The organism is Nibricoccus aquaticus, assembly GCF_002310495.1.
Taxonomy (GTDB): Bacteria; Verrucomicrobiota; Verrucomicrobiia; order Opitutales; family Opitutaceae; genus Nibricoccus; species Nibricoccus aquaticus.
The window spans coordinates 2,631,036-2,646,220 of the sequence record NZ_CP023344.1 but is presented as its reverse complement, the minus strand read 5'-3'; the positions used below and the strand labels follow the sequence as shown (position 1 = coordinate 2,646,220).

Annotated in this window: 12 protein-coding genes; 10 read left to right on the top strand and 2 right to left on the bottom strand. The window is 64.1% G+C overall.

From position 1 onward, the window contains the following. Positions 1-36: 36 nt before the first annotated feature. The 3 genes from CMV30_RS10735 (at position 37) to CMV30_RS10725 (ending at position 4,900) form a co-directional block, all read left to right on the top strand. A complete protein-coding gene (locus tag CMV30_RS10735; RefSeq protein WP_096056025.1) occupies positions 37-699 on the top strand; it encodes an outer membrane lipoprotein carrier protein LolA in 663 nt (220 codons plus the stop codon). A 248-nt stretch (positions 700-947) separates the two neighbouring features. After that, the gene (locus CMV30_RS10730; protein ID WP_096056024.1) at positions 948-3,479 is read left to right on the top strand and encodes an MMPL family transporter; all 2,532 of its coding nucleotides are present in this window, start codon (positions 948-950) and stop codon (positions 3,477-3,479) included. Further along, the gene (locus CMV30_RS10725) at positions 3,476-4,900 is read left to right on the top strand and encodes a class I adenylate-forming enzyme family protein (RefSeq protein WP_096056023.1); all 1,425 of its coding nucleotides are present in this window, start codon (positions 3,476-3,478) and stop codon (positions 4,898-4,900) included. The genes CMV30_RS10730 and CMV30_RS10725 overlap by 4 nt, the downstream gene beginning before the upstream one ends. A gap of 244 nt (positions 4,901-5,144) precedes the next feature. On the opposite strand, the gene CMV30_RS19870 is transcribed toward CMV30_RS10725, so the two are convergent. Further along, entirely contained in the window at positions 5,145-6,095 is a 951-nt protein-coding gene (locus CMV30_RS19870) for a chorismate transformation FkbO/Hyg5 family protein (protein WP_175414828.1), read from the bottom strand. A gap of 482 nt (positions 6,096-6,577) precedes the next feature. On the opposite strand from CMV30_RS19870, the gene CMV30_RS10710 reads away from it, so the two are divergent. The 7 genes from CMV30_RS10710 (at position 6,578) to CMV30_RS10680 (ending at position 13,738) form a co-directional block, all read left to right on the top strand. Next, on the top strand, positions 6,578-6,928 hold the full coding sequence (locus CMV30_RS10710) for an RNA recognition motif domain-containing protein (RefSeq protein ID WP_096056021.1): 351 nt from the start codon (positions 6,578-6,580) through the stop codon (positions 6,926-6,928). Positions 6,929-7,494: 566 nt separating this feature from the next. Continuing rightward, the gene (locus tag CMV30_RS10705; protein ID WP_096056020.1) at positions 7,495-8,250 is read left to right on the top strand and encodes a hypothetical protein; all 756 of its coding nucleotides are present in this window, start codon (positions 7,495-7,497) and stop codon (positions 8,248-8,250) included. 131 nt (positions 8,251-8,381) lie between these two features. Next, positions 8,382-8,576 (top strand): DUF4177 domain-containing protein, encoded by a 195-nt coding sequence (locus CMV30_RS10700; RefSeq protein ID WP_138223237.1) that lies wholly within the window; start codon positions 8,382-8,384, stop codon positions 8,574-8,576. A 3-nt stretch (positions 8,577-8,579) separates the two neighbouring features. Further along, a complete protein-coding gene (locus tag CMV30_RS10695) occupies positions 8,580-8,888 on the top strand; it encodes a hypothetical protein (protein ID WP_096056018.1) in 309 nt (102 codons plus the stop codon). Between the two features lie 136 nt (positions 8,889-9,024). Continuing rightward, a complete protein-coding gene (locus CMV30_RS10690) occupies positions 9,025-10,713 on the top strand; it encodes a phosphate ABC transporter substrate-binding/OmpA family protein (protein ID WP_096056017.1) in 1,689 nt (562 codons plus the stop codon). A gap of 211 nt (positions 10,714-10,924) precedes the next feature. Continuing rightward, on the top strand, positions 10,925-11,854 hold the full coding sequence (locus CMV30_RS10685) for a hypothetical protein (RefSeq protein ID WP_096056016.1): 930 nt from the start codon (positions 10,925-10,927) through the stop codon (positions 11,852-11,854). A 51-nt stretch (positions 11,855-11,905) separates the two neighbouring features. Beyond that, positions 11,906-13,738: an ATP-binding protein gene (locus CMV30_RS10680; protein WP_096056015.1), complete on the top strand. Its 1,833-nt coding sequence runs from the start codon at positions 11,906-11,908 to the stop codon at positions 13,736-13,738. A gap of 24 nt (positions 13,739-13,762) precedes the next feature. Here the strand turns inward: CMV30_RS10680 and mgtE are convergent, their stop codons facing one another. Then, positions 13,763-15,145: a magnesium transporter gene (mgtE, locus tag CMV30_RS10675; protein ID WP_096056014.1), complete on the bottom strand. Its 1,383-nt coding sequence runs from the start codon at positions 15,143-15,145 to the stop codon at positions 13,763-13,765. Positions 15,146-15,185 lie beyond the last annotated feature (40 nt).

The following is a 15,185-nucleotide window of genomic DNA, read 5'->3' as shown; positions in this document are numbered from 1 at the left end:
TCCTTCGTCATTCGACCTTCAACCTTCGGATTTCCCATGCTCCTCCGCTTCCTCTCCCTTTTCACCCTTCACCTTTCGCTCTTCACTCTTCTGCCCGCCGCCGACGTCGCCGAGCTCATGGCCCCGGCCAACAAAATCACCGTCGGCCAAAACGACGCCCCCTGGCGTGAGCTCGCGACCGCCCTCGCCGCCAACGGCAACGTCACCGCCCCCTTCACCGAAAACCGCTACCTCCCTTTCAAAAAAATCCCCGTCGTCTTCACGGGCGACATGCGCCTCTCCCCCGAACGCGGCCTCAGCCTCGCCTACACCAAACCCGAGAACCAGCTCATGATCGTCGACGCCCAGGGCGTCCTCCTCCGCGACGCCCGCGGCCGCCAGCGCGAACTCCCTAACGAGCCCCGTGCCCAGGCCGCCACGACCGCGCTCCTCCACGTCATGCGCTTCGACCTCACCGAACTCGCCAAAAACTTCGACCTCTACGGCCTCCGCACCGGCGACGACTGGCAACTCGTCTTCGACCCACGCCCCGGCGAACTCGCCAGCGTCCTCACCCGCCTCGTTATCACCGGCCAGGGAGCCGCCGTGAAAAAAATCGAGATGAGAAAGTCCGCCTTCCAAGGCATCGAAATCCTCATCGGCGACGTCCGCACCCACGCCGAGTTCACCCCCGAAGAACTCAAAAAATCCTTCCGCTAATCTTTCGAGCACACGACGTCCCCGCTAACCTTCTGCCCCTCGTGGTAATCCTGCCCCCAGCGGGCGACATATCCACTTCCGAAATCAGTGCCTCTCAGTGCCCATCAGTGGTTAAAAATCTGTCCCCTCCGGCATCCGTGACATCCGTGGCTCAAAAATCCACACCCCAAAAATTCTCCTTCATCATTAGAGCCCATTAGCGTCCATTAGCGGTTTCCACTTTCCGCCTCCGCCGCCGACTCAACCGCATGGAACCGCCTCGCCAGAAACTCTTCGCCCGCCTCGCCCTGTTGCTCTTCACGGCGCTCTGCGCCCTCTGGCTCGCCCGCCTCGACTACTCCGCGAAGATCTCGACCAACGTCATCGACCTCATCCCGTCCGACGAACGCGCGCCCGAACTCGCCCTCGTCCGCGACCTCACCGACCAGCAACAATCCCGCGTCCTCCTCCTCGCGCTCGCCGGTCCCAACACCGCCACCGATCCCGCCGCTGTCGCCACTTCTGCTTCTCTCAACTCTCAACCCTCAACTCTCAACCCGTCCTCCGCCCCTTTTCCCTTCTCGTCTTACCCCGCGCCGTCACCCGCCGCCGTCGCCGCTTTTGCCGCTTCGCTAAAAAATTCCCCCGCCGTATCCGACGCCGTCGTACTCGGCGACACCTCCGCCCGTGACGCACTTGGCGTCTTCATCTTCACCCGCCGCCAGGACCTCCTCCTCCCCACCTGGCTCGCCGAACAACACCGCGCCTACCTCGCCACCTCTTCCTCTCCGTCCCTCAACTCTCAACCCTCAGCTCTCAACTCCTCCGAATCCCCCGCCTTCTCCGAGTGGCTCGCCGAACAAACCGCCCTCGCCCTCGACACCTTCCTCGCCCGCCCCGAGAGCATCGCCTTCCAGGAACTCATTCCCCAAGACCCGCTCCTCCTCGTTCCCTCGCTCATCGGCAAAGTCGAAGGCCTCGCCTCCTCCCAACCCACCGCCTCTCCCACCGGCCCCGCCCTCATCTGGGCCGTCGTCAAAGACTCTCCCTTCAGCGAAGCCGGCCAGGACCCCGTCTTCGCCGCGATCGACACCGCCCTCGCCGAGGCGAAAAAAATCTCCCCCGGCGCCGAACTCCGCTGGACCGGCATCAACCGCTTCGCCGCCGCGAGCAAAGCCAGCATCAAGTCCGAGATCTTCTCCCGCCACCTGCTCTCGCTCCTCGGTGTCCTTATCATCGTCTGCCTCTTCGTCCGCCGCCTCTGGAAAATCCTCCACCTCGTCCCCGTCGTCATCCTCTCCACCCTCGGCGCCCTTGTCGTCACCACGATGGTCTTCGACCGCGTCCACGTCCTCGTCTTCGTCATCGGCTCCATCCTCGCCGGCGTCGCGATCGACTACGGCTTCTACCTCTACATGCAGCCCTCGCTGCGCCCCGGCGAACCCTACCGTTCCCGCTTGAGCCGCCTCCTCAAGCCGCTCCTCACCAGCTGCCTCACCACCGTCATTGGTTTCTCCCTACTCTTCTGGTCCGACCTCCCGCTCGTCCAGCAACTCGGCGTCTTCGTTAGCGCCGGCCTCATCTCCGCCCTGCTGATCGCGATCCTCTATTTCGCCCAACTGGAAAATGCCTTCCTGGAAACCCGCCCGCTCGTCATCCCCCCCGCCGTCCGCTCGCGCCGCTTCATCACCCCGCTCTTCATCCTCGCCGCACTCGTCGCACTCGCCGGCCCCTGGTTCCTCAGCTGGCGCGACGACATCCGCGAACTCGAAATCCCCGCCCCCGCCCTCCGCGCCAACGACGGCGAAGTCCGCGCCCTCTTCGGCGACGCCACCGAACGCACCGCGTATCTGACCCGCGGTGACACCCCCGCCGCCGCCCGCGTCAACCTCGCCCGCTTCACCACCTGGCACGACGCCCAATTCCCGGAAAACCCCGCCGCCTCCGCCGGTTTCCTCCTCCCCACCGAAACCGACTGGAACGCCCGCGCCGCCCATCTCGCCGCCCTCAAAAACTTCCCCGCCGACCTCCGCACCGCCCTCGAAAAACACGGCTACACCCCCGACTCCTTCGCCCCCTTCTTCGACTCTTGGTCCGCGCTCACCGCCTCTCCGACGCTCAACACCGCCGCCAATCCTTCTCTCAACTCTCAACCCTCAACCCTAAACTCCTCCGCTTCCTACTCCTCCCTCTTCACCGACCTCCGCCGCGAACTCACCGGCCCCCTCAGCCTCCTCTTCCACCTCGATCCCGCCGGTGGCCCCAGCTGGTTCCTCACTCTCGCCGATCACCCACCCGGCGCGATACCGCCCGCCGAACTAAACACCTTCAGCGTCGCCCAGCTCGAATCGCTCAACACGCTCTTCGCCCGCTACCGCGCCGACGCCGCCAAACTCAGCGCCATCGGCCTCGCCCTCCTCGGCGCCAGCGTCTTCGTCATCTACGGCTTCAAGCGCGGCATCCGCATCTTCGTGATCCCGGCCGGCTCCTGCCTCTTCGCCCTCGGCCTCCTCGGCCTCTGCGGACAAACGCTCAACATCTTCCACCTCCTCGCCGCCTTCCTCGGCGTGTGCCTGAGCCACAACTACGCGATCTTCTCCGCCGAAAACATCCAGCGCCACGAACCTCCGCCGCCCTCCATCCGCCTCTCCGCGCTCTGCACCGCCGTCGTCTTCGGCGCGCTCGCCCTCAGCAAAATCCCCGTCGTCGCCGCCCTCGGCACCACCGTCGGCCTCATCGTCATCACCGCCCTCCTCATGGTGGAACTCGAACCACTCGGCCGACCGTCGAAGCGCCCATGAACGAGCACGACACGTTGCTCACCACTTGGGCGGCTCTCGTGTCCGCCGCCCCCGACGCCCGCGCCCTGATCGAAGCCGCCACGGGCGAAATTCACACCCGTCGCTCGCTCGACGCCCGCGCCTCCACCCTAGCGCAAATCTTCCGCACGGCGCATCCCTCGCTCGATTTCAACAACCGTCTCATCGCCTTCTCCCGCCCCAACGGCCCCGACTGGCTCGCCGCTTTCCTGGCGATCCTCCAACTCGGCGCCGTCCCCGTCCCCCTCGACCCCAGCGAATCCCACTCCTCACAACTCACCCTCGCCCAATCCGTCCGCGCCCACTTCCTCCTCACGCCCGACAACCAGATCACCCCCGTCACCACCAGTACCTCCGCCAACTCTTCCGACTACTCGCTACCCGCTACTCGCTACTCAATACTCAAGCCGCCCCGTACCGGCGCGGCTTCCGCGCTGATCAAACTCACCTCCGGCTCCACCGGCACACCCCGCGCCCTCGCCTTCACCCACGCCCAAATGCTCGCCGACGCCCGCAACGTCTGCGCCTCGATGGACATCCGCCCCGCCGACCTGAACCTCGGCCTCATCCCCTTCGGCCACTCCTACGGCCTCGGCAACCTCGTCATCCCGCTCCTCGCCCAGGGCACCGCCATCCTCACGCCCTCTGCCCCGCTCCACCACGCCCTCGCCGCCGACTGCGCCCGCTTTTCTCCAACCGTCTTCCCCGCCGTCCCCGCCATCCTCCGCATCCTCGCGCTCACCGACGTGCCCGCCGAATCACTACGCAGCCTCCGCGTCATCATCTCCGCCGGCTCCGTTCTTCCACCCGAAACTGCCCGCACCTTCCTCGAAAAATTCGGCCAGCGCATCCACAACTTCTACGGCTCATCCGAAACCGGCGGCATCGCCTACGACCGCACCGGTGACGCCACCCTCGAAGGCCGCTCCGTCGGCACCCCGCTCGACGGCGTTACGCTCACCTTCACCCGCACCAAACGCTTCACCGTCTCCAGCGCCGCCGTCTTCACCCACAAAAACCGCCGCCGCTCACCCTCCGGCCACGGTGCCCACATGCCCGCCGACCTCGCCGCGTTAAACGCCCACGGCGAACTCACTCTCCTCGGCCGCACCGGCCGCATGATCAAAATCGCCAGCCGCCGCCTCGACCTCACTACCCTCGAGCAAGAGATCAAAAAACTCCCCGGCCTCCGCGACGCCTACGCCGCCCCGCACCCCGACCGCCCCGACGAACTCGCCTGCGCCCTCGCCACCGATCTCTCCCCCACCGACGCCCGCGCCCTCCTCCACCGCAGCCTCACCGCCTGGAAAATCCCCAAGCGCCTCCACGTCCTCAAAGACTTCCCCCTCACCCCCCGCGGCAAACCCGACACCCAATCCCTCCGCGCCGCCCTCCGCCTGTAGGGCGCGAGCTTGCTCGCCGCCTCTGATAGTCCCGCGTCCACCGAGCCTCGTCACTACTTCATTCCCCACGCTCCCTCGTCCGGTCCTCCGCGCCCTCTGCGTCTCCGCGGTGAAAAATCCGCCCCCGTCCCTTCGCTCTGATCTTAGCGTCTTCGCGATTCAACTACCCATCACCCGCGAACCTCTCCGCCTCCTTCCTTTGGCGTTTGGACCTTTGGCGTTTGTGATTTCTCCGCGCTACACGCTACGCGCGGAGCGTCGCCTCGATCTCGATATCCAGCTCCGCCCGGCAAATATCGCTCCGCAGCCAGCTCACCTGATCCCCCGCCTCCGGGAAAACCAGCACACCCTCCAGCGCCGCCCGAGCCTCCGCCAGATCCTCCGCCCGCCGCAGATAGACCTTAAAATGCCGCGCCCACTGCGCACGACCGCCTGCGCCCTCCGGGCGTCCCAGATTCTCGCCCACACCGCTCGCCGCTGAAATCAGCCCCAGATTATCCAGCGTCCCCTCGATCTGCGCGCGCAACGACCCCGCACCCACCGTCGTGTGCCCCTTGATCGACGCCGTGCCCGACACGAAAACCCATCGCTGCCCGCCCTCACTCACGACCGTCGCCCGTGAAAAACTCGGCGGCCTCGGCCCATGCTCCACCGGATAAAGATACGCCGGCACCTGCTCCGGATTTTCCACATGCCGCGGAGCCGCCTCCCCCGCCGCGAAGATCACCTCCAACGTCCGCCCATCGCTCCCCACCGCCGACGCCGCCGGCAGCTGCCGCTCGAATCCCGCGCCAAACGCCGCCTCGAACGCCAGCGACCGCCCTTTGCAAAACGACCGGTAATGCTCCAGCCCGCCCGTCTGATCGTTGATCCGCGGCACGTAGTTCCACATCCGGTACAAATGCCGCCTCCCCGTCGCCGCCAGTACGCGCTCGTACAACCGCCGCGCATCCGTCTCCACCGTCGTCTCGCTGAAAATTTCCCGCGCGTGCCCCACCAACAACCCGCCGCGCCGGTAAAGTATCACGCCCTGCACCGCCGTCACCAGCTCTAGTCCAAGAAAAATTTCTTCACGCGCCGCCCCCGCCATGCACGGCAGCTCGATCCCGATCTCCGGCCCGCGCACCTGCGCCGCACTCCCCGCCGGGCCAAACCGCACCCCCAGCTCCATCGTCATCCCGTGGATCGCCGCCATGCTCAAAGTCCGCTCCCCGTTCGGCAACGAGAGCCAGTTTTCCCTAAGGCTGTTTCAGTCTGCGTTTTTTCCACAATGAATCGATTTCAGCACCGGACAAAACACCCCCTCCGTTCAGCCTCAAGTGATAACTTCCCGACCACCCACTTCCCTGCTAACCGCGCCAGCGCATTGGTCATTGGTCATTGGTCATTGGTCATTGGTCATTGGTCATTGGTCATTGGTCATTGGTCATTGGTCATTGGTCATTCGCGCAAACTCCGCTCGCCCGCCGCCCAATTTGCGTAGTCAAACACCACCGCCCTAGATGCCAGAAACCGGCATTCTCCGCTCTTGCGCAGCCCCTCAACGCGCCCACGTTCCCTTTCGTCGCAGTTTGATTCTTAGCACGGTGAATTGTCGATGAGCGGGAAAGTTCAGTGATGATTTGAAACTCGATGCACGGGAACGGCGGGAAAAAACGGCGGCGGGAAAAAACGTATATGACAAGCAAGCTCTACGTCGGGAATCTCCCCTTCAACACCACCGCGCAAGAACTCCAGGATCTCTTCACCGACGCCGGCGCCGTCTCCGCCGTCGATCTCATCTTCGACAAATTCACCGGCCGCTCCCGCGGCTTCGCCTTCGTCAACATGGCCTCTCCCGAAGACGCCCAGCGCGTCATCGAAAAATTCCACGGCTTCGACATGGCCGGCCGCGCCCTCACCGTGAACGAAGCCCGCCCCCGCGAAGAACGTCCCCGCGAATTCGCCGGTGGCGACAGCCGTGAAAACAGCGGCTTCGGTGGTGGAGGCGGACGCAGCAGCTCCCGCAACGAACGCAACTTCCGCTAATCGCATTCTTCACTCACTGAGCCTTCCCCTCAGTCGTCTTGGTTTCCCGGCCGGGCCCCACGCGCCCGGCCATTTTTATTTTCTCAATTCTCCGATGGCGGGACGCCCTCCGTGTCGTCAGCCCCAACGCGTTTTCCGACATCGCCCGCGTTCCTTCCAATCCCGCCCCAACCTCATCTGCCCCTGGCTTCTGGTCTCTGGCTTCTGATCCTTCGCTCCCGCGCCGCTGCGACTTTACCTCTGGAATTATAATTTCCGCGCCGGTCCCCTTCTGCTAAAACCTCTCTCTGCTTCGCGCTCCTCCAACGGGCCCGTCAATGCCACACACCACATCGTCCGTCACCAAACTCCGGCTACACCGCTCCGGCCTCCACTTCGGCCCGGCCCTCGTCTCCACCGCACTCCGGCCCGCACCGCCCAGCCGCCCTGCGCCCTAAGACAGCCTCGACCTCTTCACCAAAACCGCCGAGAACCGCAACGCCCCAGCCTGCCTGCCCCTAAAAGCCCGGCTCTTCCCCACTTTCCTTTAACGTCAGCCAACCAACTCAACTCCAACACACATCACCATGGGAATCTTCCGCGCCATCAAACGCGTCTTCATCTGGCTCGGTCTCGCCGCCGAAAAAGCCACCGAGACCGATGCCATCAACCAGGCCGTCGTCGAACGCGGCATCCGAGACTCCAAGGCCAAGGCCGACAAAGCCCACTACGCCAACGGACAACTCGCCGGCCAGATCGCCCTCCTCAAAGACCAGATCAAACGCCAGGAGCGCCAGAAGCAGGAAATCCAGGGCATGCTCCAGACCGCCGCCGCCGCCAACGACGAGGTCAACGGCGCCCACTTCGCAGAAGAGCTCGCCACCCTCGATCAAGACATCGCCGACAACCAGTCCCAGCTCGCCGGCCTCGAACAACTCTACCAGCAAAACACCGAGATCATCGCCAACAGCCTACGCGAAATCCAAAAGTTCGAACGCGAGTTCCAGGCCGTCAAAGCCAAGGTCGCCGTCGGCCGCTCCCTCGAACAACTCTCCGGCCTCATGAAAGGTTCGATCACCGAACTCCAAGGCATGATGGGCGGCGAGATGGGACAATCCATGCAACAACTCCGCGAGTCCGCCGCCAGCGGCGAAGGCCAGATGCGCGCCACCCTCGATCTCGCGAAAGAGATGGGCTCGAACATCCAACGCCAGCAGGAAATGCGACGCGCCCGCGGCAACCAGCTCTTCAAGGAATACCAAAAGAAAATGGGCATGGTGCAACCCGCCGCCACCACACCCACCGCCGCCGCCCCCGAGCGCCAAAAAATCGCCGAGTCTTAATACTAGGCCCGCCGGCTCCGAGGTGGAACGCGCACTCCGTGCGCGTTCTTCGCCACCGCCCGCTTTTCCCCGTAGGGCTCGACCTCGCATCGAACCACTCACGCCAAGCCCGCTTTCCACTCTTTCACGACATGCAGAAATTTGAATACGCAACCTTCGTCGCCGATTCCGCCGGACTGCTTAGCACAAAACTGGATCACAAGGATTTCCACGCGCGCCTCAACGCCTACGGAGCCGACGGCTGGGAACTCGTGAACATCCTTTCATGGACCAACAGCGGCGACACCCGCGAAGTCACCGCCATCTTCAAACGCCCCTTGGTTTAAGTCATGAAGCTCGCCGCGATCATTTTTCTCACACTTTCCATCCTCTGTACCTTGTTCGGTTTGAAACTCCAAAAAGCCGCCGATCAAGAAAAGCGCTATTACCAAGCACAGCAGGACGCAGAGCGCCTCATCTCTCCGCAAAGCGCGTCTCCTGAAATCAAGAAGGCTTGGGCCGACCTGCGAATCAGCGACAAAGAACTGAACGTGCAGCGCGGTCTAGGGAGAGGCGTCGCATGGATCGCAACCAGCCTCTCCGTACTCTCTTTTATCTTCATCCTCCTCATCAAAAAAGCCCCTCGCCAGACCACGTAATCACTCACGCCTGCGATCCGCCCAATCCTGTAACTCCCGTTAATCCAGTCCGAACTCCGACTCCGCTCCTTCCGAGTCTCGTCCGCCCTCTTCATCCCCTTTCATTCCTCACTCATCACCTTTCACTCTTCTCACTATGACCGGCCGCGGAAAATTCGTCCTCACCCTCCTCATCCTGGCAATCGCCGGACTCGGCGCCTACAAGTGGCTCAATAAAGCCCAGCCCAACGCTGCGCCATCCACCGCCACTTCCAGCGCTTCAGCCAGCAACTCCGGCTCCTCCGCCGCCAACGGCACCGCAGGCAAAGCCGCCCTCGATCCCGCCGACTTCATCGAGCCCCTCACGACCTGCCCGCTCCTCCCGCCCGCCGGCACCTACATCGCGAAGGACAACACCCTCGACCTCGAACTCTCCGAGTACGCCGGTTACGCCGGCATCGTCGTCGCCAACGGCGGACTCGATCCCTCCGAAAACTCCTACTTCTTCCGCAAGCACGGCTTCAAAGTCCGCATCAAACTCTCCGAGGAAGAAAGCTGGCCCGCCCTCAACACCGGCCGCCTCGCCGCCTCCGCCACCACGGTCGACGTCCTCGCCGCCCACTGTCGCAACTTCCAGGTCACCGCCCCCGTGCAGATCGGCTTCTCCCGCGGTGCCGACGGCCTTGTCGTCAGAAAAGAAATACGCCGCATCAACGACCTCAAGGGCCGGACCCTCGTCACCGCCCAGTTCACCGAGGCCGACTTCTTCCTCCGCTACCTCACGCAAGAAGCCGGCCTCGGCGTCAACGTCCTCTCCAGCCCGTCCGACCGCCCTGCGCCCGACAAGGTCAACCTCCTCTTCGCCGCCGACGCCTTCGCCGCCGGCGACATCTTCCTCAAAGAACTCCAGTCCGGCGGCACCCGCCTCGCCGGCTGCGTCACCTGGGCCCCAAAAACCACCGAGGTCGTCGAAGCCTCCAACGGCGCCGCCACCCAGCTCACGACCAATAAAAATCTCCTCATCATCGCCGACATTCTCGTCGTCAACAAAGGCTTCGCCACCGCCAACCCCGCGCAAGTCGCCGGCCTCGTCGACGGCATCCTAGAAGGCAACCGCCTCGTCCGCGACAATCCCGCGCCGCACCTCGATCTGATCGGCAAAACCTTCAAGTGGGACAAAGCCCAAACCCAGGCCGAGCTCGCCAAAGTCCACTTCTCCAACCTCCCCGAGAATCTAGCGTTCTACTCCGGCGCAATCGACGCCGCCGGCAGCTTCAGCGGCATCTATTCCTCCGCGATTCTCGCCTACGGTTCGCTCATCGACAAACCCGTCGACGCCGAGCGCTACATGGCACCGCAGCACCTCGAAGCCCTCAAAACCGCCGGCGCTTTCGCCGGACAACAAATCACGCTCGCCCCGATCCGCAGCACCGCCGGCGGCGCTCTCGAACGCGATCCGCTCCTTAGCAAAGACATCCGATTCCTCTTCGAGCCAAACTCCTTCAAGCTCGATCTCACGAGCCAGGACAACCTCACCAACCTCGATTCGATCCGCCGCCTTCTCCAAGTTAGCCCCGGCTCCACGATTCTCCTCCGCGGCCACGTGGATAATGCGCTCGTCGATAAATTCCGCGAACAAGGCGGCGACGCCTTCGTCCGCCAGATGGCTCTCAAATCCATGGAGCTCTCCAAAAACCGCGCCGGCGAAATCCGCCGCCTCCTCATCGAACGCCTCAAAGTAGAACCCACCCGCCTCGAAACCGTTGGCCGCGGCTGGGAAGAACCCGCCGGCCCCGACCCCGAAAAAAACCGCCGCGTCGAAGTCCAGTGGTTCACAGTCGAGTAACGCCTCCGTTGTAGGCGGGGGTGCCCTCACCCCGCTTCCCTCCGCATCGTTCTCTCACTCATACTCGTTTTCCTTCCGACGAATTTCTACCACCGCTTCCGTATCCGCCACTCTGACACCTCTCCGTTCCCTCAGTTTCCTCCTGCAAAACTCCGTCGCCGCTCCGCCTTAATCCTGTCCATCCTGTTAATCCTGTCCAAACTCCGACCGCTTGCCCGACCAGCCGACCAACTACCGCCGCGCCTTCTGGAAAAGCCGCCACCACCTCTGGCTCGCTCTCCTCACGCTGGGCCTCGGCTTCGCCAGCGGTGAACCCCTCGGCCTCCTCGCCGGCGCCACCCTCTACGCGCTAGGCCTCGTCTACCTCCCCGACGCCGGCTTCTTCCGCCGTGCCATCGATTCGGATACGCAAGGCCGCCGCGACCTCGAAGCCGCCGCCCGCCTCGCCGACTTTCACCAGCAACAAGACCGCGTCCTCGCCGATCTCTCCCCCGCGCGCCGCCAGCGCCACGCCCAGCTTGCCGCCGTCTGCGCCGACATCGAAAAAGCCTCCACCGAGGCCCAAAACTCCACCGGCCTCGATCTCGATTCCCGCCTCCGCAAACTCGACGAGCTCATGTGGACCTACCTCCGCATGTTGGCCATCGAGCAATCGCTCGACGTCTACCTCGAGACCGAACGCAAGGAACGCGTCCCCGAACTCGTCGCCTCCCTCGAAGCCGAAACCCAATCCCTCGCCGCCGAAATCGAGACCGCCAAAAAAGCGAATAAGACGTCCCCCATCCTCGACACCAAAGAACGCCTCGCCGCCTCCCGCCTCGAACGCCTCGAAACCCTCCGCCAACGCCTCCGCCGCATCGAGCAAGCCCAGGGCAATCTCGACCTCGTCCGCTCCGAGCAAGAGCGCCTCGTCGAACAGGTGAAACTCATCCGTGCCGACGCCGTCGCCGCCAAAAACGCCGACGCCCTCAGCGCCCGCATCGACCTCAGTATCGAACACCTCGCCGCGACCAACAAGTGGCTCTCCGAACTCACCGAGTTCAAAGACCTCACCAACAATCTCCCCGACCTCCCCACCCGCGTCGGTTACTCGACTACGACCGCCCCGCGCCCTCCGCAAAAAACCCCGGTCAGCGAATAGCCCTCCGATATAAGTCCTATCAGTCCCATAAGACCTATAGGTCCCATCCCAATGTCATCGCCCGCCTCCAGCCCAGCACCCGCGCAGCCGCTAAAATCTCCCTCGCTCGCCCCCCTCCCACCCTGGGCCGCCGAACTCGCCCGTCTCTGGAACAGCGGCGCGCACAGCCTCTTTCTCCTGCACGGAAACATCTTCGACCTCTTCCCCGTCTCCGTCCCCGCCGAAACCATCGCCTCCACGCGCAACACCCCCGAGTACGCCGCCCTCCCCGCCTTCCTCTCCCGCCGCCTCTTCGCCGACCGCGCGTATCTGCTCTTCTACGACATCGGCGAAGGCCTCTCCTTCGGCTCGCCCGCGATGCAGCAGCGTTTCTTCGAATGGCTCGCGATCTTCGACGAAGTCGAGGGCACCCGCTTCCACATCGACGGTCCTCCCCGCGCTTTCGGCGAACTCGTCCCGCTCCTCCGCCGTTTCTTCCTTCGCGCCGCCGACGAAAAAGGCCGCGACCGTGGCGTCACGCTCGTCCTCAACTTCCCCGAAAAAATCATCCCCGCCTCCGAGGAATCCGGCGCCTCCGCCGACGAACGCGCCGCCCTCGTCACCCTCCTGAAATGGGCCGCCTCGCCCGAACTCCACCTCGGCGACATCGGCGTCCTCCTCGTCACCGAGACCGCCGCCGAGCTTCAGTCCGACCTCGTGCAAAACCCGCACATCGGCACCGTGCGCATCCCGCTTCCCGATCTCGCCGAGCGCCGCCAGTTCCTCGCCTCCGGCTGGCTCGACCGCGCCTCGGGCGGCAAAAAACTTTCCGACGCCACAGATCTCTCGACCGACGACCTAGCCAAGCGCACCTCCGGCCTCGCCCTCCTGCGCATCGAGCAACTCCTCGTCACCGTCCTCCGCGCCGGCGAACGTCTCACCCCCGAAGCCATCTCCGCCGGCAAACGCCGCCTCATCGAAGACTACTGCCAGGGTCTCGTTCGCTTCAAAGACCCCAAGCCCGGCGTCTCCCTCGAAAACGTCGCCACGCACACCGCCGCCAAAGCCCGCCTGCGCGAACTCGCCTGGCTCATCAAAAATCAAAAGGACGACGTCCTCGAACGCGGTGTCCTCGTCCCCGGCCGCGTCGGTGTCGGCAAATCATTTCTCATCGATTGCTTCGCCAGCGACTGCGGCCTGCCCGTCCTCGAGATCGGCGAATTCCGCTCCAAATGGGTCGGCGAAACCGAACGCCAGCAGGCGCGCATTCTCCTCACAATCCGCGCGCTCGGCCCCGTGATCGTCGTCGTGGACGAAGCCGACGCCGTCTTCGGCAACCGCTCCGCCGATGGCGACAGCGGCATCTCCAGCCGCGTCTTCGCCGCCTTCGCCGCCCACCTCGGCGACAGTTCTCTCCGTGGCCGCGAACTCTGGATCGCGATGACCTCGCGCCCCGATCTTCTCGCGATCGACCTCAAACGCCAGGGCCGCTTCGGCCTCTGCGTCCCGCTCTTCGCCGCGCAAAATCCTGACGAAGTCGTAGAGCTCTTCACCGTCATCGGCCGCGTGAAAAAAATCGCCCTCACCGACGAGATCATCGCCTACGCGCGCAACGAACTCGGCTCGCGCTCGCTCACCGGCAGCGACGTCGAGGCCATCCTGATACGCGCCAAAGAACGCGCCGTCCTCGCCAAACGCGACCACGACGTCCAGCTCGCCGACCTCCGCGACGCCGTCGATTCATTCATCGACCCGCTCGACGGAAACCTCCTCGCACTCCAGGAACTCGCCGCCGTCCTCGCCTGCTCCGACCGCCGCTTCCTACCCGAGAAATACAAGTCCGCCTCCCGCGCCGAAATGTCTGCCACCTTCGCCCAGCTCAAACACATGCTCTCAGGTCGCTAATCCAACAGCCGCCCCCGCCAACGCTCACAGCAGCGTCCCGCGCAGCAGCAGATACCCGAGCCCAAAATAAATCACCAGGCCGGTCACATCGACCAGCGTCGCCACAAACGGCGCCGACGATGTCGCCGGATCGAAGCCCAGCCGCTTCAGCAACAACGGCAGCATCGATCCGATCAACGAGCCCCAAAGGACGACTCCCACCAGCGCGCTTCCCACCGTCGTCGCCACGAGCAGCCAGTGCGGTCCATAGATATCGCTGAACTGCGACCACACCGCGATACGGAGAAATCCCACCGCCCCCAAAATCACCCCGAGCGCCAGTCCCGCCATCAGTTCGCGCCTCATCACCCGCCACCATTGCGACAGCGTGAACTCCCCCAGCGCCAGCGCACGAATCACGAGCGTCGCCGCCTGCGATCCGGCGTTGCCTCCCGAGCTGATCACCAGCGGCACGAACAGCGCCAGCACCACCGCCTTCGCGATCTCGTCTTCAAAATAGCTCATCGCCGTCGCCGTCAGCATCTCGCCGAGAAACAATATTACCAGCCAGCTCGCGCGCTTCCGCACCATTTTCAGCAGCGGAATCGTCGTGTACGGCTCATCCAGCGCCTCGCTGCCGCCCAGCTTCTGGATGTCCTCCGTCGCCTCCTCCGCCGCCACATCGAGCATGTCGTCCACTGTCACGATCCCGATGATCTTCCCAAATTCATCGACCACCGGAAGTCCGACACGGTCGTACTTGCGAAACATCTCCAGCGCCGTCTCTCGGTCATCGGTCGCGGGCAGTGTCGGGCAACTCCCGTCAAACAGCTCGCTCATGCGTTTCTCCAGCGGCGACAGCAGCACGCGCCGCATGCGCACGTCGTCCAGCAAACGCCCGCTCTCGTCCACGACATAGACCATGTTAAGCGTCTCCCGGTCGGCCCCGTTTTCCCGCACGTGTGCGAGCGTTTCACCCACCGTCCACTCCGGACGCGCCGTCACGAAATCCAGCGTCATCATCCGGCCGACACTGTTTTCCGGATACGCCAGCAACGACTGGGCGACCTTGCGCTCCTCCGGCGAAAGCAGTGCGAGCATCTGCATGGCCACATCGAGCGGCAGTTCATCCAGAAACGCCGTGCGATCGTCCGGCGGCAGCGCGTTGAGTAACGCCGCCGCCTGCTCTTGTGTCAGCTGCCGCAATAATTTCCGCTGCGCATCGACCGCCAGATAGCCAAACGCCGCCGCCGCCACTTCACGCGACGAATGCCGGAACAGCATCGCCAGTTCCTCCAACGGCATATCGGCCACGATCGGCGCGAGATCGACTGGCAGCCACGGCTCGATCTTCTTTTTCAGCGCGGCGAAATCCCTGCGGGCGATCAGCGCGGAAATCTCCGCCCTCAAAGTAAGCGTGTCGGACATTCGGACCGCGACCGTATCGTCGCGAAAATATGACGCAACC